Source organism: Actinokineospora enzanensis DSM 44649, assembly GCF_000374445.1.
Lineage (GTDB): Bacteria > Actinomycetota > Actinomycetes > Mycobacteriales > Pseudonocardiaceae > Actinokineospora > Actinokineospora enzanensis.
Genome location: NZ_KB894408.1, coordinates 54892 through 78707, shown reverse-complemented (window position 1 = coordinate 78707; position 23816 = coordinate 54892). Strand labels below are relative to the sequence as shown.

General features: G+C 72.5%; 23 protein-coding genes and 1 pseudogene. 21 read left to right on the top strand and 3 right to left on the bottom strand.

Going from position 1 to position 23816, the window contains the following annotated elements:
• Positions 1-117: 117 nt before the first annotated feature.
• Both C503_RS0109940 and C503_RS0109935 read right to left on the bottom strand, forming a co-directional pair.
• Entirely contained in the window at positions 118-729 is a 612-nt protein-coding gene (locus C503_RS0109940; protein ID WP_018682052.1) for a class I SAM-dependent methyltransferase, read from the bottom strand.
• Complete coding sequence (locus tag C503_RS0109935; RefSeq protein WP_018682051.1) at positions 726-1382, bottom strand: (2Fe-2S)-binding protein; 657 nt, start codon at positions 1380-1382, stop codon at positions 726-728. The genes C503_RS0109940 and C503_RS0109935 overlap by 4 nt, the downstream gene beginning before the upstream one ends.
• 144 nt (positions 1383-1526) lie before the next feature.
• On the opposite strand from C503_RS0109935, the gene C503_RS0109930 reads away from it, so the two are divergent.
• Genes C503_RS0109930 through C503_RS0109920 form a run of 3 tightly spaced genes read left to right on the top strand, consistent with a single transcriptional unit; the run spans position 1527 to position 5560 of the window.
• Complete coding sequence (locus C503_RS0109930) at positions 1527-2897, top strand: ammonium transporter (protein WP_169514526.1); 1371 nt, start codon at positions 1527-1529, stop codon at positions 2895-2897.
• Between the two features lie 5 nt (positions 2898-2902).
• Positions 2903-3235 (top strand): P-II family nitrogen regulator, encoded by a 333-nt coding sequence (locus C503_RS0109925; protein ID WP_018682049.1) that lies wholly within the window; start codon positions 2903-2905, stop codon positions 3233-3235.
• 3 nt (positions 3236-3238) lie between these two features.
• On the top strand, positions 3239-5560 hold the full coding sequence (locus C503_RS0109920; RefSeq protein WP_018682048.1) for a [protein-PII] uridylyltransferase: 2322 nt from the start codon (positions 3239-3241) through the stop codon (positions 5558-5560).
• Between the two features lie 261 nt (positions 5561-5821).
• Here C503_RS0109920 and C503_RS38845 read toward each other — a convergent pair whose 3' ends face one another.
• Complete coding sequence (locus C503_RS38845; protein WP_018682047.1) at positions 5822-7726, bottom strand: hypothetical protein; 1905 nt, start codon at positions 7724-7726, stop codon at positions 5822-5824.
• A gap of 208 nt (positions 7727-7934) precedes the next feature.
• Here C503_RS38845 and ffh point away from each other — a divergent pair, with 208 nt between their 5' ends.
• The 18 genes and pseudogenes from ffh to C503_RS47800 all read left to right on the top strand — a co-directional run.
• Positions 7935-9479, top strand: coding sequence for a signal recognition particle protein (gene ffh / locus C503_RS0109910; RefSeq protein WP_018682046.1), 1545 nt, complete (start codon positions 7935-7937; stop codon positions 9477-9479).
• Positions 9476-10549 (top strand): amidohydrolase family protein, encoded by a 1074-nt coding sequence (locus C503_RS0109905; RefSeq protein ID WP_018682045.1) that lies wholly within the window; start codon positions 9476-9478, stop codon positions 10547-10549. The genes ffh and C503_RS0109905 overlap by 4 nt, the downstream gene beginning before the upstream one ends.
• A gap of 84 nt (positions 10550-10633) precedes the next feature.
• Positions 10634-11407: a CPBP family intramembrane glutamic endopeptidase gene (locus tag C503_RS0109900; RefSeq protein ID WP_018682044.1), complete on the top strand. Its 774-nt coding sequence runs from the start codon at positions 10634-10636 to the stop codon at positions 11405-11407.
• Positions 11404-12159: a LamB/YcsF family protein gene (locus C503_RS0109895; RefSeq protein ID WP_018682043.1), complete on the top strand. Its 756-nt coding sequence runs from the start codon at positions 11404-11406 to the stop codon at positions 12157-12159. The genes C503_RS0109900 and C503_RS0109895 overlap by 4 nt, the downstream gene beginning before the upstream one ends.
• A 175-nt stretch (positions 12160-12334) precedes the next feature.
• Entirely contained in the window at positions 12335-12778 is a 444-nt protein-coding gene (rpsP, locus tag C503_RS0109890; protein WP_018682042.1) for a 30S ribosomal protein S16, read from the top strand.
• Positions 12775-13014 carry an RNA-binding protein gene (locus tag C503_RS0109885; protein WP_018682041.1) on the top strand — a complete coding sequence of 80 codons (240 nt, stop codon included), beginning with the start codon at positions 12775-12777 and terminating at the stop codon, positions 13012-13014. The genes rpsP and C503_RS0109885 overlap by 4 nt, the downstream gene beginning before the upstream one ends.
• 31 nt (positions 13015-13045) lie before the next feature.
• Complete coding sequence (rimM, locus tag C503_RS0109880) at positions 13046-13561, top strand: ribosome maturation factor RimM (protein WP_018682040.1); 516 nt, start codon at positions 13046-13048, stop codon at positions 13559-13561.
• Positions 13561-14331 carry a tRNA (guanosine(37)-N1)-methyltransferase TrmD gene (trmD, locus tag C503_RS0109875; RefSeq protein ID WP_018682039.1) on the top strand — a complete coding sequence of 257 codons (771 nt, stop codon included), beginning with the start codon at positions 13561-13563 and terminating at the stop codon, positions 14329-14331. Before rimM ends, trmD begins: the two co-directional genes overlap by 1 nt.
• Before the next feature lie 125 nt (positions 14332-14456).
• Positions 14457-14816: a 50S ribosomal protein L19 gene (gene rplS, locus C503_RS0109870; RefSeq protein ID WP_018682038.1), complete on the top strand. Its 360-nt coding sequence runs from the start codon at positions 14457-14459 to the stop codon at positions 14814-14816.
• A 1242-nt stretch (positions 14817-16058) separates the two neighbouring features.
• A complete protein-coding gene (lepB, locus tag C503_RS0109865; RefSeq protein ID WP_425393517.1) occupies positions 16059-16979 on the top strand; it encodes a signal peptidase I in 921 nt (306 codons plus the stop codon).
• Between the two features lies 1 nt (position 16980).
• On the top strand, positions 16981-17982 hold the full coding sequence (gene lepB / locus C503_RS0109860) for a signal peptidase I (protein WP_018682036.1): 1002 nt from the start codon (positions 16981-16983) through the stop codon (positions 17980-17982).
• A 9-nt stretch (positions 17983-17991) separates the two neighbouring features.
• Positions 17992-18855, top strand: a complete 864-nt coding sequence (gene lepB / locus C503_RS0109855; RefSeq protein WP_018682035.1) for a signal peptidase I — start codon at positions 17992-17994, stop codon at positions 18853-18855.
• The gene (locus C503_RS0109850) at positions 18852-19592 is read left to right on the top strand and encodes a ribonuclease HII (RefSeq protein ID WP_018682034.1); all 741 of its coding nucleotides are present in this window, start codon (positions 18852-18854) and stop codon (positions 19590-19592) included. The genes lepB (C503_RS0109855) and C503_RS0109850 overlap by 4 nt, the downstream gene beginning before the upstream one ends.
• A gap of 36 nt (positions 19593-19628) precedes the next feature.
• Positions 19629-19952 (top strand): DUF2469 domain-containing protein, encoded by a 324-nt coding sequence (locus C503_RS0109845; protein WP_018682033.1) that lies wholly within the window; start codon positions 19629-19631, stop codon positions 19950-19952.
• 199 nt (positions 19953-20151) lie between these two features.
• Positions 20152-20508, top strand: a complete 357-nt coding sequence (locus tag C503_RS0109840; protein WP_018682032.1) for a YraN family protein — start codon at positions 20152-20154, stop codon at positions 20506-20508.
• On the top strand, positions 20509-22020 hold the full coding sequence (locus tag C503_RS0109835) for a YifB family Mg chelatase-like AAA ATPase (RefSeq protein ID WP_018682031.1): 1512 nt from the start codon (positions 20509-20511) through the stop codon (positions 22018-22020).
• A gap of 30 nt (positions 22021-22050) precedes the next feature.
• The gene (gene dprA / locus C503_RS0109830) at positions 22051-23208 is read left to right on the top strand and encodes a DNA-processing protein DprA (protein ID WP_018682030.1); all 1158 of its coding nucleotides are present in this window, start codon (positions 22051-22053) and stop codon (positions 23206-23208) included.
• A gap of 49 nt (positions 23209-23257) precedes the next feature.
• A pseudogene (locus C503_RS47800) lies at positions 23258-23816 on the top strand (hypothetical protein); the annotation flags it as partial.

Sequence of the window (23816 nt, the reverse complement as noted above, 5' to 3'; positions counted from 1 at the left end):
CAGCCAGGATCGTCGACGACCCGGAACTGTCGTGGCCGGGCGGTAGAATGGAATCGGGGGGCCGAGGGCCTGCCAAGATCACCGGCCAGGATCGCTGTTCAAGATCGCCGTTCAAGATCAAGGTGTGCCTGCGAAGAGGACGGCCTGGCTGGGGTCCTCGTCCGGGAGCATGTGCAGGGTGGCGTCGATCCGGAAGCCTGCCGCGCGCAGCCAGGCCGCCATCTGTTCCGGCCTACGTCGATGAACGTTGATCCGCATCGGATGTCCGCCATACCCGGATGTCTTCAGGCGGGTCTCATCGCCCACATGGAAACCGATCTGCACCGTGCCGCCGGGGCGCAGCACGCGTCGGAACTCGGCGAGGACGGTCGGGATCGTCTCGTCCGGGATGTGGATCAGGGTCCACCAGGCGAGGATCGCCGCGGCCGAGTCGTCGGCCAGGGGCAGGGCGGTCATCGACGCGACGGCGAACGGCACCGTCGGGTACCGGCGGCGGGCCTCCTCGATCATTCCCGGGGACAGGTCGAGGCCGCCCACGGACGCGCCGCGGCCATGCACGTACCCGGCCACGTGTCCCGGCCCGCACCCCACGTCCACCACCGGTCCCGGGCCGACCAGACCCAGGGCCGCGCGCAGGAACGGCTTGTCGGCCAGGGCGTCGCGCATCAAAGTGGCGTAGGAGGTCGCGACCGTGTCGTACGACTCCCGTGCGTCGGCCAGCCAGTTCACAGTGCACGCAACCGGGCGAGTCGGTCCGCGGGGTGTCGGCGTGGGCACGACACGCACTTCGGTACGTCGGTCGCCTCGTAGACCAGGCAGCATGAGCCCCGCCGCACATAGTCCCGGCCGTTCACGGATACGAACCGCGGCGTCGGCAGTTCCGCCACACCACCGGCCAATGACAGTGCCACCTCTGGTGAACCCCCCGCCCACAACACCCGATTACCCAACGAATCCGTCGCGATAGCCCACAACGTCCGCGCCCGCGCCCCCGTCACACCGGACACCGACGCCACAAACGCAGACAACACCGCCTCCAACGCGTCCGATACATCCGTGCACACCGCGTCCGAGCGAGCCGCAGGCAGGCGACCGTCCACATGCGAGTACAGCGTCACCCGGCGCGGGTCCAACGCCACCCCGGCAACCACGACCGACTCCGCGACCGGCGCCAACAGCATCGAGCTCGCCGAGTACCACCACAGCACCCCGAGCACCGCGCGGTCCGTGCACCGGTACATCCGCCCCGCCAGCTCGATCTGCGCGGGCAACCACGACTCCGAGAGAGAGACCGGCATCCCGGCCAACCCGGCCACGGACGCCCCCGCGTGATACGGCAGACGCGCGTTCAGCGTCGCGTACACCTCGTCGGGTCCGGTCATCACGACCCAGGCTACCGATCGGGCGGGAAACCTGGTCGTAACACCGACAGCCGTCTAGTTCACGGCCGCGAAACCTGGCGCGACCCTCCGCGAAACAGCGTGACCGGATGCTTCCCGGCAATCAGGAGTTCACGGGAGGACGATGTGAACACAGGAGACACAGCCTGGGTGCTGGTGAGCGCGGCGCTGGTCATGCTCATGACCCCCGGCCTCGCCTTCTTCTACGGCGGCATGGTGCGGGCGAAGAGCGTGCTGAACATGCTGATGATGAGCTTCATCGCGCTGGCCGTGGTCACGGTGCTGTGGGTGCTCTACGGCTACAGCCTCGCGTTCGGCGACGACGTCGGCGGCGGGCTGGTCGGCGGCGGTGAGTTCGCCGGGCTCAAGGGGCTGGTCGGCGGCCTGTTCGGCGCCGCGCCGAGCGACCCGGCGCAGCCGTGGACCGGGCACCAGATCCCGCACCTGGTGTTCGTCGTCTTCCAGCTGATGTTCGCCGTCATCACCGCCGCGCTGATCTCCGGCGCGATCGCGGACCGCGCCAAGTTCTGGGCGTGGACGCTGTTCATCGCCGTCTGGGTGACCATCGTCTACTTCCCGGTCGCGCACTGGGTCTTCGACTTCGACGGCGCCACCGGCGTCGACTTCGTCGGCGGCTGGATCGCCAACAAGCTGGGCGCGCTCGACTTCGCGGGCGGCACCGCCGTCCACATCAACGCGGGCGCCGCCGGGCTGGCGCTGGCCCTGGTGCTCGGCAAGCGCAAGGGCTGGCCGCGCGAGCCCATGCGGCCGCACAACCTGCCGTTCGTGATCCTCGGCGCGGGCCTGCTCTGGTTCGGCTGGTATGGCTTCAACGCCGGGTCCGCGCTGGTCGCGGGCGATCTCGCGGGCGTCGCGTTCATCACCACCACGGCGGCCACGGCGGCGGCGGTGCTCGGCTGGCTGGTCGTCGAGCAGGTCCGCGACGGCAGGCCGACCACGCTCGGCGCGGCCTCCGGCGCCGTCGCAGGCCTGGTCGCGATCACCCCGGCCTGCGGGTACGTCAGCCCGCTCGGCGCGCTGGCCATCGGGCTGGTCGCGGGCGGGCTGTGCGCGCTGGCGGTCGGGCTCAAGTACAAGCTCGGCTTCGACGACTCGCTCGACGTGGTCGGCGTGCACCTGGTCGGCGGCCTGGTCGGCACGCTGATGATCGGCCTGTTCGCCACCACCTCGGTCAACGCGGCGGGCAAGGACGGCCTGTTCTACGGTGGCGGCCTTGGGCTGCTCGGCAAGCAGGCCGTCGCCGCGTTCGCGGTGCTCGGCTACTCGTTCGTGCTGACCCTGGTCATCGGGTTCCTGATCCAGAAGACGATCGGGTTCCGGGTCTCCGCCGACGCCGAGCGGGCGGGCATCGACGAGGCCGAGCACGCGGAGAGCGCCTACGAGTTCTCCGGTCTGCGCGGCGGCGGGTCCTCGCTGGGCCGGTCCGCCGACGTGCTGGCCGGGAAGATCGCCGCGGGCGCGGGCAAGGAAGGCTGACGGGCATGAAGCTGGTAACCGCGATCATCAAGCCGTTCACCCTCGACGACGTCAAGGCGGCCCTGGAGCAGCTGGGCGTGCTGGGCATGACGGTCAGCGAGGTGCAGGGCTACGGCAGGCAGAAGGGCCACACCGAGGTGTACCGGGGCGCCGAGTACTCGGTGGACTTCGTGCCCAAGATCCGCGTCGAGGTGCTCACCGACGACCCGGACAAGGTCGTCGGCGCCATCGCCGACGCCGCCCGCACCGGCAAGATCGGCGACGGCAAGGTGTGGGTGACGCCGGTCGAGACCGTGCTGCGGGTGCGCACAGGGGAACGCGGCACGGACGCGATCTGACCGATGGCGGACACCGCCGCGGACCTTGTCCGCGCCCGGGACCGGCTGCTCGGGCCGAGGTCCGCTGCCGCGCACCGGCTGCCCGCGGCGGTGCTCCGCGAGGCGCTCGTCGACCTGCACGAGCTCTGGCTGACCGGGCACGCCGCCCGGTCGGGCGCGGGCCCCGGCATCGCGCTGCTCGCGGTCGGCGGGCTGGGCAGGCGCGAGCTGGTCCCGTACGCGGACCTGGACCTGGTGCTCGTGCACGACGGCCGGGCGCCGGTGGCCGCGGTCGCCGAACGGCTCTGGTACCCGCTGTGGGACGCGGGCGTCGGCCTGGACCATTCGGTACGCACGGTCGGCGAGGCGCTCGACATCGCCGCCGCCGACCCGCGCACCGCGCTCGGCCTGCTCGACGCCCGCCACCTGGCAGGCGACGCGGAGATCGGCGAGCGGCTCGCGAGCGCGGCCCGGGAGCAGTGGCGGACCGGGGTGCGCAAACGGCTGCCGGAGCTGGCGCACTCGGTGCGCGACCGCTGGTCCCGCGCGGGCGAGATCGCGCACCGGGCCGAACCCGACCTCAAACACGGCCGCGGCGGCCTGCGCGACCTGGGCGTCCTCGCCGCGCTCGCGCACGCCCAGCTCATCGACCGGCCCGGCGGCGAGGTCGCCGACGCGCACACCCTGCTGCTGGACACCCGCACCGAACTGCGCCGCGTCGCCCGCCGCGCCCGGGACGTCCTGCGCCCGCAGGACGGCGACGAGATCGCGGCCCTGCTGGGCCTGACCGACCGGTTCGCCCTGGCCCGCGCCCTGTCCGGCGCGGGCCGGACCGTCGCCTACGCACTCGACGTCGCCCTGCGCTCCACCGGCGCCGCCACCCCGGCCCGGCGCGTCCTGAGCGCATTGCGCCGCGCACCCGACCGCCGCCCGCTCGACGAGGGCGTCGTGCTGCACGGCACCGAGGTCGCCCTGGCCCGCGACGCCGACCCCGCCAAGGACCCCGGCCTGTTGCTCCGCGTTGCCGCGGCGGCGGCCCGCACCGGCCACCCCATGGCGCCGGGCGCGCTCACCCGTCTCGGCGAGTCCGCCCCGGAACCACGCGCGCCCTGGCCCGCCGAGGTGCGGCAGGACCTGGTCGCGCTGCTCGGCGCGGGGGAGGGACTGACGGATGTCGTCGAGGCGCTCGACCGCACGGGTCTGTGGGCGCGGTTGTTCCCCGAGTGGGGCGCCGTGCGCGACCTGCCACCCCGCGACGCCGCGCACGTGTGGACCGTGGACCGGCACCTCGTGCAGACCACGGTCGACGCCGCCCGTCTGGTCACCTCGGTCGCCCGACCGGACCTGCTGCTGCTCGGCGCCCTCCTGCACGACCTGGGCAAGGGCCGCGACCGCGACCACTCGGTCGTCGGTGCCGCCCTCGCCACCAGCATCGGCACCCGCCTCGGCCTGCCCGCCCCGGACGTCGCCACGCTGACCGCCGTCGTCCGCCACCACCTGCTCCTTCCGCACACCGCCACCCGCCGCGACATCGAGTCCGAGACCACCGTCCACCGCGTCGTCGAGACCCTCGACGGCGACCCGCTGCTGCTCGACCTCCTGCACGCCCTCACCGAGGCCGACTCCCTCGCCACCGGCCCCGGCGTGTGGACGGAGTGGAAGGCCCGCCTGGTCGCGGACCTGGTCGCGCGCTGCCGCACCGCCATGGCCGGTGGTCCGCTGCCCGGCCCGGCGCCCCTCGACCCCGCTCAGTCGGCACTGGCCGAGACCACCGCGCGCACCGGCAGACCGGATGTCCGGATGGCGCCCGCCGAGTCGGGGACCACGGTCACGTTCGCCGCCAGGAACCTGCCGGGTGTGCTGTCGCGGGCGGCGGGTGTGCTCGCGCTCAACTCGCTGGAGGTCCACGCGGCCACGGTGTCGGCGCATGCCGGTGTGGCCGTGGGGGTCTTCTCGGTGACACCTCGGTTCGGGTCGTTGCCGGATCCGGCTCTGCTGCGGGAACAGTTCGGCCGGGCAGTGTCGGGATCGCTGCCGTTGGCGGAGAAGCTCGCCGCGAAAGAGCGTGACTACGGCGGGCGGGTCGGTGCCGTGCCCGAACCCCGGGTGCTGTGGTTCGATCATGAGGCAGGCGGCGCGGAGGTGGTGCTGGAGCTGCGCGCCACCGACCGGATCGGGCTGCTGCACAGCGTGGCCGATGCGCTGGAACGGTCCGGTGTGGACATTCGGTGGGCGCGGGTCGCGACACTGGGGGGCGCCGCCGTGGACTCGTTCTGCCTGCCGGTGGATCCGGCGCCGGGGTGGCGTGGGGCCGTGGAAGCGGCAGTGTTGCGGGCCAGCCGTTAGTCCTGCCTGGTTTGAGTAGTCCTACTCGGCTCTACTCGGGTGCCATCACGCTGGGGATCGGATCCCGGTGCCGACAGACTTTGCCTTGTCGCGCCGAGTGGGGGACAGGGGAGGACCTCGGGGCCGGACCGCCGGGGAGGGCGGTACGACCTCGGACTTCCACTCGACGGGACGCACCAACCGGGAGGGGCCCGTCGAGGGGTCGGGCCCTTTCCCCGGTTTCGGCGCGCTCCGTGCGCGATCCCCGACCGCCGCCGCGACTCACTCTCGCCCATCGGGTGACCCTGCCTGCTGTGGACGATCTTCCTCCGCGACCTCCGGCACCGGTCCATCGTCGACCGGCACCCGCAGGACCAGCAGGTACGTCACCACGGCCAGGACCGCCGCCACCCCGACGGCACCCCACAAAAAGACCTCGAACGCCCCCCGGTCGATCATCAGTGCCGCCAGCACCTGAGTAGCCGGAACGATGAACAACACGATCGCGGCAACCAACCCGGTATTGGCAGGCATGGCAGTAGTGGCAGCCCCGAGCACGGCAATCACCACAAGACCGAGAATCCACCCCAACACCCCTTGATCCGGCTCATGCCGCAGCAACAACTCGACCGCCCCCATGTTCGGCGTCACCGGCGCCAACGAACTGGCGAGCGCATTGCGAGCCGCCGTGTCCTCCGGTCCGAAGTAGGCAAGCAGCAGCCGCAGCATCGTGAACCCGCTGGCCGCCATCGCCACCGCCACCATGGCCTGACCGCGGGCAACCATATGCTCGGCCCGATGGAAGGCCACGAGCAGTAATCCGAGCACCCCCACCAGCAACACCGGTCCGAACACGGCCATCGACTGCCACGGCGTGCTCGTCAACGCCAGCTCGATGTCACGCGGCGTCAGCGCGTACCGCAGGAACCCGGTGAAGTCCACGATCAGCAGATAACCCATCGCCGCGGCCACTCCGGGCCGTGGGTGTCGGCGCAGGAGCATCCCGATCGCGGCGAGGTCCACGACGCATTCCAGGACCAAGGCAGGCAGGTTGAACGGGTCCCCCACACCGACGATCCACAGCATCGGTCGCGTCAGGCCCAGACCCAGCAGGACGAACGCCGCCTGCACCGCCCCGGGCACCCCCTGGGTCCGCCGAGCCACCACCGTCACCGCCAGATAGACGGCCAGCGTGATCGACCCCCGCAGCACCCGCGACAAGTCGAGCGTCGGCAGCACCTCGGTCACGATCGTCACCGCGGCCACCCCGGCCACAGCCGTCACCGCGGCCACCGAAGTGCCGCCGCCCGGCCGTAACCATCCGGCGACGCGACCCAACACACCACGCACGGCCGGAAGCGCGAGCCCGACACCGGCCACCACCAACGCCGCCACGGGCACCACCCACAACGCCCCCACCCCGCTGATCGGCAGGTCGAGCATCGTCGCGGGCAAGGGCGCGACCACCAGCGCGCTGCCCGCCAGCACACCCACGGCACCGTCCCGCCGCAACACCGCCACCAGACCCAGCACCGCGACCACGAGCATCCCCGCGATCACCAGCACCACGCCCCACCCGTCGAGCTGACCCGACCAGCGCCACGAGTCGTCGTCCGAGCCCGCCACCGCGCTCAGCGGCAGCACGCCCACCCCGACCACCGCCGTCGCCGCCAGCACACCCGTCGCCGCGCTCGGTCGGGCCCACAGCGGTGGCGCCCACACCGCCACGACGGCGGCAGGCACCGCGACCACGAGCAGCAGCCCCGCGATCGTCCCGGGACCCGCGCCCGCCACCACCAGCAAGGTCACCAGCACCGACGGCACGACCACGCCGACCCCCGCCGCGCCCACCCCCATGCCCAGCGCGGCGAACACCAGCAGCGCCAGGAACGGCGGCAGGTACGTCAGCACCACGACCACCGCCGCCGACGGTTTCGTGGTCGCCGCCACCAGCACCGGCCCGGTCAGGTACGCGCCCAGGAACACCGCGCCTGCGCCGAGCCCGCGCGCGGTCGTCGCGTCCAGCCGGGGCGTGCGCCACACCGCCGCCCCGAAGAAGATCACCGCGGCCACCAGCAGCAGCCTGGTCGTGGTGTCCGCCAGCGACGTGTACCCGACCACCACCGCGACCGCGGCCACCACCGCCGTCGCGGGCAGCAGCCGCGCCACCGTCCCCGTGCCTGTCATTTCCCGGCCCCCTCAACGAAATCCTGCTCGGACCGGGCGAAGCTAGCACCGGTGTTCGACGGCCCGCGCCGAGTTGTCCACAGGCTCCGGGGGTGCCAGGTCAAGGACATCGCGGCGGGCAGGGGCCCGGGGCGACTACGCTCGACCAGTGAGCCGCACCGCGTGCGGCCCGATTCGACCCGACCCGCAAGGCTGGAGTGCCGCACCCGTGTTCGACACCCTCTCCGATCGGCTCACCTCGGTCCTGCAGAACCTGCGGGGCAAGGGGCGGCTGAGCGACGCCGACATCGACGCCACCGCCCGCGAGATCCGGATCGCGCTGCTGGAGGCCGATGTCGCGCTGCCGGTCGTGCGCACGTTCATCGCGCGGATCAAGGAGCGCGCCAAGGGCGCCGAGGTCTCCGCAGCGCTGAACCCGGCCCAGCAGGTCGTCAAGATCGTCAACGAGGAACTGGTCGCCATCCTGGGCGGCGAGACCCGCAGGCTCAACCTGGCCAAGAACCCGCCGACGGTGATCATGCTGGCGGGTCTGCAGGGTGCCGGTAAGACGACCCTGGCGGGCAAGCTGGCGCGCTGGCTCAAGGCCCAGGGACACGCCCCGATGCTGGTCGCCTGCGACCTCCAGCGCCCCAACGCGGTCACCCAGCTGCAGGTCGTCGGCGAGCGCGCGGGCGTCACCGTGTTCGCCCCCGAGCCGGGCAACGGCGTCGGCGACCCGGTCGACGTGGCCCGCCGCGGCATCGACGAGGCCCGTCGCGGCCAGCACGACATCGTGGTGGTCGACACCGCCGGTCGGCTTGGCGTGGACGAGGAGCTGATGCGCCAGGCCGCGGACATCAAGGCCGCGGTCGCCGCCGACGAGGTCCTGTTCGTGGTCGACGCCATGATCGGCCAGGACGCGGTGACCACCGCCGAGGCGTTCCGGGACGGCGTCGGCTTCACCGGCGTGGTGCTCACCAAGCTCGACGGCGACGCCCGCGGCGGTGCCGCGCTGTCGGTCCGCGAGGTCACCGGCGCGCCGATCATGTTCGCCTCCAACGGCGAGAAGCTGGCGGACTTCGACGCCTTCCACCCGGACCGGATGGCCTCCCGGATCCTGGGCATGGGCGACGTGCTCACCCTGATCGAGCAGGCCGAGCAGCACTTCGACCAGGAGCAGGCGGAGAAGGCCGCGGCCAAGATCGGCTCCGGCGAGCTGACCCTGGAGGACTTCCTGGAGCAGATGCTCGCGGTGCGCAAGATGGGGCCGATCGCCAACCTGCTGGGCATGCTGCCCGGCGCGGGCCAGATGAAGGACGCGCTGGCCCAGGTGGACGAGAAGCACATCGACCGGCTGCAGGCGATCATCCGCGGCATGACCCCGGCCGAGCGCGCCGACCCCAAGATGATCAACGCCTCGCGCAGGCTGCGCATCGCCAACGGCTCCGGCGTGCAGGTCCGCGAGGTCAACGACCTGGTCAACCGCTTCTTCGAGGCGAAGAAGATGATGCAGCAGATGGCGGGCCGGTTCGGCATGCCGGGCCGCTCGGCCACCCGCAAGCAGGCCAAGCCGCGCAAGGGCAAGAAGGGCAAGGGCCGCGGCCCGACCCCGCCCAAGGCGCGCGGCGGGCTGCCCGCGGGCTTCCCGGACCTGTCCGGCATGCCGCCCGGCCTCAACGAGATCCCGCCCGGTCTGTCCGGTCTCGACGCGCTGCCGCCCGGTTTCGACCCGTCCCGGCTCAACTTCCCGAAGAACCAGAAGAAGAAGCCGTGACCGCGCTGCACGTGCGCGGGGTCCTGCTCCCCGGTGCCGAGGAGCGGGACCTCTGGGTGGTCAACGGCCGGGTCCGCACCCGGCCGGTGCCCGCCGCGGAGACCGTGGTCGACGGCGGTTTCCTGCTGCCCGGCCTGGTCGACGCGCACTGCCACGTGGGGATCGGTCCACAGGGGCCGGTCGACCTGGACACCGCGGCCACCCAAGCCGAGACCGACCGCGACGCGGGCACACTGCTCCTGCGCGACTGCGGCTCCCCGCTGGACACCCGCCCGTTGCAGGAACGCCTTGACCTGCCCCGGATCGTCCGCGCGGGCAGGCACCTGGCCCGCCCCAAGCGCTACATCCCGCACCTGGGCATCGACGTCGGCGAGCCCGAGCGGCTGCCTGCCGCGGTCGCCGAGCAGGTCGAGTACGGCGACGGCTGGGTCAAGCTGGTCGGCGACTGGATCGACCGCGCGCACGGCGACCTCGCCCCGCTCTGGCCGGACGACGTGCTGGCCGAGGCCATCGCCGTCGCGCACGCCGCGGGCGCCCGCGTCACCGCGCACGTGTTCGGCGAGGACGCCCTGCCCGGCTTGGTCAACGCCGGTATCGACTGCATCGAGCACGGCACCGGCCTGTCCGACGAGGTGATCGCCGAGATGGCCCGGCGCGGCACCGCGCTGGTCCCCACCCTGATCAACATCGAGAACTTCCCGGACATCGCCGCCAAGGCCGACAAGTACCCGGCCTACGCCGACCACATGCGCGCCCTGCACGCCCGCGTCGGCGACACGGTCGGCAAGGCCATCGAGGCGGGCGTGCCGGTCTACGCGGGCACCGACGCGGGCGGCGGCATCGAGCACGGCCGCATCGTGGACGAGGTCACCGCGCTGCACCGGGTCGGCATGTCCGCCGAGGACGCCCTCGGCGCCGCCTCCTGGGCCGCCCGCGGCTGGCTCGGCTGGTCGAACCTGGACGAGGGCACCGCCGCCGACCTGCTGGCCTTCGACGACGACCCGCGCAAGGACCTCGCGGTGCTGCGCGCGCCGAAACGGATCATCCTGAGAGGCAGGGTCGTCCGCTAGGCACCGCACGCCAATCCGACGGGGGAGCGGGAAGAGTCCAGGAAGAGTCACAGCGAAACGGACCGGACACACGGGGGAGGGGCGATGGCACCACCACCGCCGGGGGAGCCGACCGCCACCCCGACGACCCCGTCCCTGCCTGCCGTGACCCCGTCGCCCACGCGTGACCACCGCTGGGGGTTCGGCGCGTTCCTGTTCGTCTTCGCGGTGTTCGTGCTGTCCGCGGTCGTGATCAACGCGCTGATCGGCATGGCGGGCCCGGAGCGGACCGACTCGGTCGCGGTGATCCTGGTCGGCACCATCGTGCCCACCGCCCTGGCCACCCTGGCCACGCTGCTGGTCACCAAGGTGCGCGGCAACGGACCGCGGATCGACCTCAAGCTCTCCTACAACCGCGCCGACCTGCGCGCGGGCTTCAAGTTCGGGCTCATCGGCCTGGTCTGCACCACCATCGCCGCGGGCATCTGGACCAGGGTCGTCGGCGAGGAGAACGCCACCTCCTCGCTGGGTGCCCTGGTGGACAACCAGAAGATGCCGGTCGCCGCCGCGATCGTGCTGTTCCTCTACGTCTGGCTGGTCGGCCCGCTGTTCGAGGAGGTCATCTACCGCGGCCTGCTGTGGGGGGCGCTGGAGCGGCTGCGCTGGGGCCGCTGGGCGGTGTTCGCGCTCACCACCGTGATCTTCGCGGTCAGCCACCTGGAACCGCTGCGCACCTCGCTGCTGCTGGTCATCGGCATCCCGATCGGCCTGGCCCGGCTCTACACCGGCAGGCTCGGGGCGAGCATCGTCACCCACCAGTTCAACAACTTCCTGCCCGCCCTTGCCGTGCTGCTGATCAGCCTGGGGGTGATGAAGTGACGCTGGACCTCAACAGCGACCTGGGCGAGGGCTTCGGGGTGTGGCGGCTGGGCGACGACGAGGCGCTGCTGGACGTCGTCACCTCCGCCAACGTGGCCTGCGGCTTTCACGCGGGCGACGCGAGCACCATGCGCGCGGTCTGCGCGGCCGCCGCCGCCCGGGGCGTGGCCGTCGGCGCCCAGATCTCCTACCGCGACCTGGCCGGGTTCGGCCGGCGGTTCATCGACGTCGAGCCCGAGCGGCTGGCCGACGAAGTGCTCTACCAGGTGGGCGCGTTGGCGGCTTTCGCGCGCGCGGCGGGCACCCGGGTGTCGTACGTGAAACCGCACGGTGCCCTCTACAACGCCACCGTCCACCACGAGGCCCAGGCCGCCGCCGTGGTCGCCGGGGTCCGCGCGTTCGGCGACCTGCCCGTGCTCGGCCTGCCCGGCTCCCGCCTGCTCGCCGCCGCCGAGACCGCGGGCCTGACCCCGGTCCAGGAGGCCTTCGCCGACCGCGGCTACACCCCGGCGGGCACCCTCGTCCCGCGCGGCGAACCTGAGGCGTTGCTCACCGACACCGACGCCGTCGTGGCCCGCGCCGTCCGCCTCGCCACCGCGGGCGAGCTGGTCGCCGTCGACGGATCCGTGCTGGCCACGTCCGCCCGCTCGCTGTGCCTGCACGGCGACACCCCCGGCGCCGTGCGGCACGCGCGAGCCGTCCGCGCGGCCCTGGCCGAGGCCGGGATCCGGCTCGTCCCGTTCGCCGGATGACCCGCGGGTTCTCCCCCGCGCCGCGCGTCTGGCACAATTACCCGCTGTCCGTCGTGGCCGGACCCTCTCACCGTGCCGTGACGCCTAGACCTCCGGATGTGGCGACCCGCAATTCCCCACGCGGATCGTCCCGCCGACACCGCACGACCGAGAGCTTTGAGGAGCACCCCTACCCGTGGCCGTCAAGATCAAGCTGCAGCGCCTCGGAAAGATCCGCGCGCCGTACTACCGCATCATCGTCGCCGACGCGCGCACCCGCCGCGATGGCAAGGCGATCGAGACGATCGGCCGGTACAGCCCCAAGCAGGAGCCCAGCCTCATCGAGGTGGACTCCGAGCGGGCGCAGTACTGGCTGGGCGTCGGCGCGCTGCCCACCGAGGCCGTCGAGCACCTGCTCAAGGTCACCGGCGACTGGCAGAAGTTCAAGGGCCTGCCGGGCACCGAGGGCACCCTGCGGGTGGCCGAGGCCAAGCCGAGCAAGCAGGAGCTGTTCGAGGCGGCGCTGAAGGCGGCGGGCGAGGAGCCCACCACCGACGCGACCACCCCGCGCAAGAAGCCCGCCCGCAAGACCGAGGACAAGCCCGCCGAGTCCGCCGAGACCGAGGCCGCGGCCGAGTGAGCGCCCTCGCGGACGCCCTGGAGCACCTGGTGCGCGGCATCGTCGACAACCCCGACGACGTGCAGGTCGAGCTGGTCACCACCCGCCGCGGGCGCACCCTTGAGGTGCACGTCAACCCGGACGACCTCGGCAAGGTGATCGGCCGGGGCGGCCGCACGGCGACCGCGCTGCGGACCGTGATGGCCGGTGTCGGCGGTCGCGGCATCCGCGTGGACGTCGTCGACACCGATCACTGAGCACGATCGGAATCTGCGACGGATGGCGGCAATGGATCTCGTCCTGGTCGGGCGGGTCGCGAAGGCGCACGGCATCACCGGCGAGCTCGCCGTCGACGTGCGCACCGACTCGCCCGAACGGCGCTTCGCCCTGGACGCGGTCGTCACCGCGCGGGTGCGCGGCGCCGCCGACCGCGCGCTGACGGTGACGGCCGTCCGGGAACACTCCGGTCGGCTGCTCGTCCGCTTCGCCGAGGTGCCCGACCGCACCGCGGCCGAGGGCCTGCGCGGCGCGCTGCTACTGGCCGACCCGGCGGACCTGCCTGCGATCGACGACCCGGACGAGTTCTACGACCACGAGCTGGAGGGCCTGGCCGCCCGACTGCGCGACGGCACCGAGATCGGCACCGTCCGCGAGATCGGCCACAGCCCGGCGGGCGAGCTGCTGGTCGTGGACCGGCCGGACGGCACCGAGGTGCTCGTCCCGTTCGTCCGCCAGATCGTCCCCGAGGTGGACGTGCGCGCCGGGTACGTCCTGCTCGACCCGCCGGAAGGCCTGATCGAGTAGTGCGCGTCGACATCGTCACGATCTTCCCGGACTACCTGGAGCCGCTGCGCGGCGCGCTGCTCGGCCGCGCCATCGAGCGCGGCCTGCTCGACGTGGCCGTGCACGACCTGCGTCGGTGGACCTACGACGTGCACAAGGCCGTGGACGACAGCCCGTACGGCGGCGGCCCCGGCATGGTGATGAAGCCCCAGGTCTGGGGCGAGGCGCTGGACGAGGTCTGCGCCGGACCCACCCCGCGGCTGGTCGTGCCCACCCCGGCGGGCAGGCCGTTCACCCAGGCCATGGCGCACGAGCTGGCCGCCGAGGAGCGGCTGGTGTTCGCCTGCGGCCGCTACGAGGGCATCGACCAGCGGGTGATCGACGACGCGGCCACCCGGATGCCGGTGGACGAGGTCTCCATCGGCGACTACGTGCTGGTCGGCGGCGAGGTCGCGGTCATGGTCATGGTCGAGGCGGTGGCCAGGCTGCTGCCCGGCGTGCTGGGCAACCCGGTCTCCGCCCAGCAGGACTCGTTCTCCGACGGCCTGCTGGAGGGCCCCAGCTACACCCGGCCCGAGGTGTGGCGGGACCGGCCGGTGCCCGAGGTGCTGCGCTCCGGCAACCACGGCGCCATCGCCCGCTGGCGGCGCGACCGGGCCCTGGAGCGCACCCACCATCGGCGCCCGGACCTCCTCGCCGCGTTACCGCCCGAACAGCTGGACAAACACGATCGGGCTATGCTGGACCGGCTGCGGACGGAGCCCGATTTCGGATCCCGAGATCCCGTCTGACATACTTTCCGGGTTGCCGCCCATACGGCGCGGCCCACATGCCCTTCCCAGGTCGGAGTGTCGCATCTCGCGACGCCCCCGGCCGGGACGTATGACATCTCCGCGAAGACGAGGACGGACTACCGATGAACACCCTGGATGCCCTGGACGCCAAGTCGCTGCGTTCCGACATCCCGGACTTCCGCCCGGGTGACACCCTCAAGGTCCACGTCCGCGTCATCGAGGGCTCGCGCTCGCGGGTCCAGGTGTTCCAGGGTGTCGTCATCCGCCGCCAGGGCGGCGGGATCCGCGAGACCTTCACCGTCCGCAAGGTCTCCTTCGGCGTCGGCGTGGAGCGCACCTTCCCGGTGCACACCCCCAACATCGCCGAGATCGAGGTCGCCCGCCGCGGCGACGTCCGCCGGGCGAAGCTCTACTACCTCCGTGAGCTGCGCGGCAAGGCCGCGAAGATCAAGGAGAAGCGCGAGCCGCAGACCGCTTCCTGACGCGGTCAGCACACCCGACCCCGTACTCTCGGGTGCGTGGTCGACCGCCCTCCTCGCCGAATGCCGCCCGACGACGTGACGGAGCCGGAGCGCTCCCGCGGGGCGGGCGGTGCCGCGCGCGACGAGAACAAGCCGACCGAGCCGATCAGCAGGCGTGGCCCGGCGCGGTCCAACGGCACGAGCAAGGGCGGCCCGCTCAACGGGGTGCGGCTCAACGGCTTCCCGGTGGCGGGAGACACCACCGACACCGAGCCGATCTCCCGCAGACCGCAGCCGGGTTCCCGCTCGGGCGCCTCGCCCAGGCCGGTGCCCGAGGTGCCGGACCTGCCCGAGGTGACGCCTGCCGACCCGGGGTTCTGGTTCGGTCAGCCGGTGCCAGGGGAACAGCCGCCCGGCCAGGTGCCGCCGCGGCGTGACCCGGGCACGGACTGGTTCCCGGAGGCGGCCAGTCGCTCCGCCGAGCGTTCCCGGTCGGGCGACACCCACACCCGATCGGGCAGCACTCCGGCGCGGCAGCCGGATGGGGATGTGACCCGCGGCGGGGACGCGCATCATGCCCGCATGGTGCCGACCGACGACACCGATCCGACCCTGCCGCCGCTGCCGCGGTCGACGGGCGGGTCGCCTCGGCCGCCCGGGTCCCGCACGGACCTCCCGGTGGTCGGCCCGCCGTCGCGCCCGAACCTGCCGCCGGTTGGCGGTGGCGCCGCGTCGTACCCCAACCTGTCGGTCGCCGGACCTCGTCCGGGCGCGCCTGGTCCTCGTCCGGACGCGAACCCGCCGTCCCGGCCCGGCATGGCCCCGGTCGGTCCGCCCTCGCGGCCGAACCTGCCCCCGGCCGGTCCTGTCTCGCGTCAGAACCCCCCACCGGGCGCCGGTTCTGTTTCGCACCCGAACATGCCGGTCGTCGGTCCGCGTCCGAACATGAACCCGCCTTCCCGGCCGGGGATGCCCCCGGTCGATCCGCCGCAGGCAGGGTCCACGTCACGGACCGACCTGCCCGCGCCGGGAGAGAGGTCGCGTCCCGCTTGGGCTTCCCGCAACGACCTCTCGCCGGTCCCCGAACTGCTGGGTGATCCGGACATCGAGGACCCGGAGGAGGACACCGACGACCTCTCCGAGCGCGCGGGCCTCGCCACCAAACCCGAGGACGACACCGAGGAGTCCGAACAGTCCGATGAGACCGCGGGCCCGTCGGACGGCAAGGGCGAGCCGCCGCGCTACGACGCCGACCTCACCGCGCTGATCCCGCGCGTGCGGGCCCGCACCCTGGAGAAGTACCCGGGCAACTCCGGCCGTTCCCGCCGTGAACGCGTCGACGAGCGCGAGGGCCGCAAGCGCGGCAGGCACCGCAGGCCGCCGCGCAGGCAGCCGCTGTGGCGGGAGATCCTCACCCTGGTGGCCGTGGCGCTGCTGCTGACCTTCCTGATCCAGCACTTCATCGGCCGCGTCTACTCGATCCCGTCCGGCTCGATGGAGCAGACCCTGCACGGCTGCCCCGGCTGCGACGGCGACCGGGTGTTCGTCGACAAGATCATCTACAACTTCCGCGACCCGGCGCCCGGCGACGTGGTCGTGTTCGAGGGCCCCAACGCGTGGACCGAGCACGACGTGAAGACCGACCCCGGCGCCAACGTCTTCGTCAAGGGGCTGCGCTACGCCGGGTCGTTCATCGGCATCGCCCCGCCGGACGAGCGCGATTTCGTCAAACGGGTGATCGCGGTCGGCGGGCAGACCGTGGAATGCTGCGACGACAAGAACCGCGTGCTGGTCGACGGCAAACCGTTGGACGAACCGTACATCTACTGGGAAAACGGCGTGCCGAACTCGCAGCAGCAGTTCGAGCGGGTTACTGTGCCCGAGGGCACGCTGTGGGTGATGGGGGACAACCGCAACAACTCCAGCGATTCCCGTTTCCAGGGCGGCGGCGGCATTCGTGGCGTCGTGCCGCTCGGCAAGGTGATCGGCAAGGCCCGCTACATCGTGCTGCCGCCGTCGCGGTGGCGCGGCGTCGGCGACCACAACCCGCAGGCGGGCCCCGAGTTGTCCGCCGTGGGTTGGCAGCAGGGGGTGCCCGCCGGGGTGGGGCTGGCCGCGGCGTGGCCGGTGCTGTGGGTGGGCAGGCGCCTGAGAAACATCCTCGTACCCAGGAAGGCTGACTAGGTTGTCGGACGCAGACGGTGTCGTGCCAGGGGATCGACGCGACACCGAGGATCTCGACGTCTCCGAATCGGACACCAAGCGGGAAACGCCGGAACCGGGCCGTTCCGCGCCGGAACCGGAAACCGGACCGGACACCGGGAAACCGGATGAGCCGCGGTCGGAATCGGCGGGGGACGACGAGGAAACCCCGGCCAAACCGAAGAAGAAACGGTCCCTGATCGCCGAGCTTGGCATCCTACTCGGTGTCGCGCTGGTGCTGACGATCGTCATCCAGTCGTTCATCGCCAGGGTCTTCGTGATCCCGTCGGAGTCGATGGAGAAGACCCTGCACGGCTGCGCAGGCTGCAACGGCGACCACATCCTGGTCGACCGGGTCGTCTACTACTTCCGCGACCCGGAGCCCGGCGACGTGGTCGTGTTCAAGCGCCCGGACACCTGGGACCAGGACGGCCCGAGCACCCGCTCCGACAACGCGGCACTGGCCTGGCTGCAGGACTTCGCCTCGCAGTTCGGCCTCGCCGACCCGAGCGACGAGGACCTGGTGAAGCGGGTCATCGCGGTCGGCGGGCAGACCATCGAGTGCTGCGACGCGCAGCAGCGGGTCATGGTGGACGGCAAGCCGCTGGACGAGCCCTACATCAACCACGTGATCCCCAACGACCACCAGCTGCTCATCCCGAAGATCACCATCCCGCCCGGCATGCTCTGGGTGATGGGCGACAACCGCGGCTCCTCGGCCGACTCGCGGCTGCAGGGCGGCGGCGGCGTCAACGGGTTCGTGCCGGTGGACAACGTGATCGGCAAGGCGCGCACGATCATCCTGCCGCCGTCGCGCTGGCAGGGCATCGGCGACCACAACCCGCAGACCCAGTCGTTGTCCGCGCCCGGCTGGCAGAGCGGCATCCCGGCCGGTCTCGGCGTGGCGGCGGCGTTCCCGGTGGTGTGGGTCGGCAGGCGGCTGCGCGGGGTGCTGCGCGGCCGGTCCGACCGGTCCGGTCGATAGGCTCGCCGGGTGTCGGAGGCGAACACACCGGACGATGACGAGCGCCCGGAGGACGCGGACGAGGTCGGCCGCAAGCCGCGCAAGAAGCTCCCGTTCTGGCTGGAGTTGCCCCTGCTGGTGGCGGTCGCGTTAGTCCTGACGATCGTCATCCAGTCGTTCGTCGCCCGGGTGTTCGTGATCCCGTCCGAGTCGATGGAGGCGACCCTGCACGGCTGTCCCGGCTGCTACGGCGACCGGGTGCTGGTGGACAAGCTCGTCTACGACTTCACCGACCCGGAGCCGGGCGAGGTCGTCGTCTTCCACCGACCGGACACCTGGAACCGCTCGGAGTTCCACGCCGACCGCTCGGACAACGGGTTCGTGCGCTGGCTGCAGGGCATCGGCGCCAAGTTCGGCCTCGCCGCGCCGGACGAGGACGACGTGGTGAAGCGGATCGTCGCGGTGGGCGGGCAGACCGTCCGCTGCTGCGACGAGCGCAACCGGGTCCTGGTCGACGACAAGCCGCTGGACGAGCCCTACATCCACTTCGAGGCGGAGGGCGACCAGCAGGACGCGTTCCAGCCGGTGTCGGTGCCGCCGGGCATGCTGTTCGTCATGGGGGACAACCGCAACAACTCGGGCGACTCCCGGATCCAGGGCGGGGGCGGCGCCGCCGGGCTGGTGCCGGTGGACAATGTCATCGGGAAGGCCCGCGTGATCATCCTGCCGCCGTCGCGCTGGCAGGGCGTCGGCGACCACGACCCGCAGTCCGCGCTGTCCGCCCCGGCCTGGCAGGCGGGCATCCCCGCGGGCCTTGGCGTCGCGGCGGCCTGGCCCACGCTGTGGCTGGGCAGGCGGCTGCGCGGCCTGCTGGACGGGAAGGGGACACGGTGACGGTCGAGACGCTGCGGCCACCGCGCGCGGTGTTACGCCGCGACACCGGCACCTGGGGCCTGCAGACCGCGCTGCACCGGCGCGGCCTCGGCCCGGTGGCGGGCGTGGACGAGGCGGGCCGGGGCGCCTGCGCGGGCCCGCTGGTGATCGCCTCCTGCGTGCTGCGACCCGGCGACGCCGCCCGGCTGGACGGGCTCACCGACTCCAAGCTGATGACCGCCGCCGCCCGCGACCGGATGTACGACCTGGTCACCGACCGCGCGGTCGACTACGCCGTGGTGGTCGTGCCGCCCGCCGAGGTCGACCTGAACGGCGTGCACGTGGCCAACATCGACGGCATGCGGCGCGCGGTGGCCCGGCTGGCCACCCACCCGGGGTACGTGCTGGTCGACGGCTTCCGGGTGCCGGGGCTGACCGCACCAAGCATGCCGGTGCTCAAGGGCGACCAGGCCGCGGCCTGCGTGGCGGCGGCGTCCGTGCTGGCCAAGGTCACCCGCGACCGGATCATGGCGGACCTGCACGGGGACCTGCCGGAGTACCGGTTCGACGTGCACAAGGGGTATTGCACGGGCGTGCACACGCGCGCGTTGCGCGAGCACGGCCCCAGCCACGAGCACCGCTGGTCGTTCGCGAACGTGGCCGCGGCGGGCGTCGCGCACGGTCTGCGCGCGCCACACCGGGTGGCGCTGAGTGTGGCCGCGGCGGCCGTGGTTCAGAATGGTGAACCCCCGCAGTAGCGGGGTACAGGTCACGACCAGGAGGGCGCGCGGCAGATGAGCGCGGAGGATCTCGAAAAGTACGAGACCGAGATGGAGCTGCAGCTCTACCGGGAGTACCGCGACATCGTGGGCCAGTTCGCCTACGTGGTGGAGACCGAGCGGCGGTTCTACCTGGCGAACGGGGTCGACGTGCAGGTGCGCGACGCCGACGGCGAGGTCTACTTCGAAGTCCGGATGTCCGACGCCTGGGTGTGGGACATGTACCGGCCCGCCCGGTTCGTGAAGAACGTCCGGGTGATCACGTTCAAGGACGTCAACGTGGAGGAGCTGGACAAACCCGACCTGAGGCTGCCCGAGGACGGCCCCTTCAGCGGCTGACGGCACGGTCCCGACAGGCCCGCGGCGAGACTCGCCGCGGGCCTGTTCGTCGTTTCCGGGCGGGGTTGTCCACAGGTTTACGCCCTAAACCGTCAGCCATCCACAGGCCCGCGGCGCCCATGGCCGACGCCCCCGCCCCGGCGGCACTGTCGACCTCGGGGCACGGCACCGGCCGTGCCCAGGGAAGACGGGAGCGGCCATGTCCACACACCTGCGGCTCGGCGCGCACGGGGAGGACCTCGCCGCGCGCCACCTGGAACGCACCGGCCACGTGATCCTCGCCCGCAACTGGCGGTGCGAGCTCGGCGAGCTGGACATCGTCTGCGCCCGCGACGGCCACCTGGTGGTGTGCGAGGTGAAGACCCGGTCGAGCACCGACCGCGGCACCCCGGCCGAGGCGGTCACCCCGGCCAAGGCCCAACGCATCCACCTGCTGACCGACCGCTGGCGCCGGGACAACGGCGTCGGCCCCCGCCCGACCCGCTTCGACATCGTCGCGGTGCTGGTGCCCGGCACCGGCGCGGCGGAGATCCGCCACCTGCGGGGGGTGTTCTGAGTGGTCCTCGCCCGAGTGTGGTCCGTCGCCCTGTTCGGTGTGGACGGCATCCCCGTGGAGATCGAGGCCGACCTGGGCGGCGGCAAACCCGGCACCCGGATCGTCGGCCTCCCCGACGCCGCCCTGAACGAGGCGAAGGACCGCGTGCGCGCGGCGGTCCGCAACAGCGCGCAGAAGTGGCCGGACCAGCTGGTCACCTTCAACCTGTCCCCGGCCGCCCTGCCCAAGGGCGGCTCCGGCTACGACCTGGCCCTCGCGGTCTCGGTCCTGGTCGCCGATCACAAGATCCCACCCGCCCCCTTCACCGACACGGTCCTCCTCGGCGAACTGGCCCTCGACGGCCGCCTCCGGGCAAGCCGCGGCGTCCTGCCCTGCCTGCTGGCCGCCCGCCGCGCGGGCCTCCGCCGAGCCATCGTCCCCGAACGCGCCCTCCCGGAGGCCTCCCTCGTCCACGACCTCACCATCCTCGGCGCCCGCACCCTCACCGACGTCCTCACCTGGAGCCACGGCGACGACGATGCGCTCATCGTTCCCGAACGTGAGCTTCGGCGGCCCAAGGTCGATCCCCCCGACCTCGCCGATGTGGTGGGACAACCGGAGGCTCGATGGGGACTGGAAGTCGCCGCCGCAGGTGGCCACCATGTGCTGCTCGCGGGACCGCCGGGGACCGGGAAGACCATGTTGGCCAAACGCCTGCCCGGTTTGTTGCCGGTGTTGTCCCCGGAGCAGGCGTTGGAGGTCACCGCCATCCATTCCGTGGTGGGCGACCTCAGGTCGGACTCCCCGTTGATCACCGTGCCCCCGTTCGTCGCGCCGCACCACTCGTCCTCTCAGGCCGCCCTGGTGGGTGGCGGGTTCGGTCTCGCCAGACCCGGGCTGGTCAGCAAGGCCCACGCCGGAGTGCTCTTCCTCGACGAAGCTGCGGAGTTTCCGGCGGATCGGTTGGACTCGCTGCGTACCGCCCTTGAGGAAGGGGAGATCCGGCTCGCTCGGCGGGACGGTGTGGTGACCTATCCGGCCCGTTTCCAACTCGTCCTGGCCACGAATGTCTGCCCGTGCGCGCCACCGAGGGAAGCGGATTGCGTGTGCTCGCCGAACGCCCGCCGTCGATACCTGGCCAGGTTGTCCGGGCCGCTTCTGGACCGGGTCGACATCCGGCTGCGCATGCGTCCGATCACGGCCATGTCGCGGATGGGGGACACCGAGCCGGAGAGCACGGCGGCGGTCGCGGCACGCGTCGCCGAGGCTCGGGAGCGGGCCGTGTGCCGGTGGGCCGGGCGGTGGCATACCAACGCCGAGGTGCCCGGTCCCGCTCTGCGCCGGGACTTCGTCCTGCCCCGGCAGGTCACCGCGCTGCTCGACCGGGCGTTGAACGTCGGTGCCCTGACCGCGCGCGGTGCCGACCGGAGCCTTCGGATGGCCTGGACTCTCGCGGACCTGGCGGGAGATCCGCGGCCGTCCGCCGATCACGTGGCGACCGCGCTCCAGTTCCGTGATCGCCGTGCCGCATGAGAACCCTTGCCCTGCAACAGGAGATGAACCATGAACGCCGAGTGCTCCAAGAACGTCGGCCCGAGCGACCAGGTACGGCTCGCGCGCGCATACCTGCTGCGGGTGGTCGAACCGCCAGGGGTGGCGTTGGGGGTGTTCGTCGAGCAGGTGGGTCCGGTGGAGGCGGCTGCCGCTGTCCGCTCCGGGGAGGCGCCCAGGCAGGTGGTCGATGAGACGTCGGCGCGGCAGGAGGTGGAGCTCGCCCATGCCGATCTTGAGCGGGCGGCGGGTGTCGGTGGGCGGTTGGTCGTGCCCGAGGACGACGAGTGGCCCGCCTGGCCCCTGCTGAGCCTCACCAACGCGCGCGGTGGTGGGGCGCGGTGGGCGGCGCCGCCGTTGGGGCTGTGGGTGCGGGGTGCGGGGTCGCTCGACGACGTGGTGCGGAAGTCGGTGGCGGTGGTGGGGGCGCGGTCGGCCACCGGGTATGGCGAGCACGTGGCCACCGAGTTCGGGTACGAGCTGGCCGAGCGCGCGGTGACGGTCATCTCCGGTGCGGCGTTCGGTGTGGACGGTGCCGCGCATCGCGGGGCGTTGGCGGCCAAGGGGACCACGGTCGCGGTGCTGGCGTGCGGGGTCGATGTCCCCTACCCGGCCGCGCACACGAGCCTGATCGACCGGGTCGCGCGGGACGGGGCGGTGGTGAGCGAGTACCCGCCGGGCACGACTCCGGCGAAGTACCGGTTCCTGGTGCGCAACCGTTTGATCGCGGCGCTCTCGCAGGGGACCGTGGTGGTGGAGGCCGGGGTACGCAGTGGCGCACGCAACACGGCGACGTCGGCTGCCGCGTTGGGGAAGCCGGTGTTGGCCGTGCCCGGACAGGTCGGCTCGGCGATGTCCCGGGGCTGTCACGAGATGATCCGCGCGGGCACCGCGACCCTGGTCAACACCGTCGACGAGGTCCTGGAGGCGGTCGGCGAGATCGGCGACCTGGCCCCCGGCCCGAGCGCGCCGCGGCGGCCGACCGACGGGCTGGGGAAGCAGGCCGCGCGGGTGCACGACGCGCTCAGTCCGCGGGAGTCGCGCGGGGCCGAGTGGGTCGCGCGCGAGTCCGGGGTGCCGCTGGACCGGGTACGCGCCCTGCTGCCCGAGCTGGAGTTGACCGGTTTGGCCCGGCGCGGCGAGGACGGGTGGTCGCGGGAGCGGACCTGAGGCGTGGCGATGCTTGACCCGGGGTGGGTTGTGGCCCAGCGTGGCGGGGGTGCCGCCCGCCACCCGCCGAACCGCCCGCGTCGACCTGCTGCGCACCCGGGACGCCCTGCCCATCCCGGTCCGCGCCGTGCTCGCCGAATACGAACGCCACCTCGCCCTCGAACGCGACCTGTCCACCCACACGGTCCGCGCCTACCTCGGCGACGCCGTCTCACTCCTCGGCTTCCTGCACGGCATCCCCGCGGGCGGTCCACGATCGGGTGAATCGCCGGCGCCTCGGACCGGTACCGGCGGAAACACCCGTGCCGCCGCGAACGACCTTGAGAACCGCGAGCCCGAACCCCCCGAGGAGGCCGACGCCCTGCCCGACCCCGCCTCAAGCGACCCCACCGGCTACCCGCAGGCCGCTGCCCGCGTACCCGGCCGTGACCGCACCCATGCCACCGACCCGGTTGGTGGCATGGCGGCTCCCGCAGACCCTGGCCGTATGGCAGGCGACCGCGCAGGCGGTGACACCGGCGCCACGGACACCGCGTCCTCGACCGGCGACACCGCGACCGGCGACACCGCGACCGGCGACACCGCGACCGGCGACACCGCGACCGGCG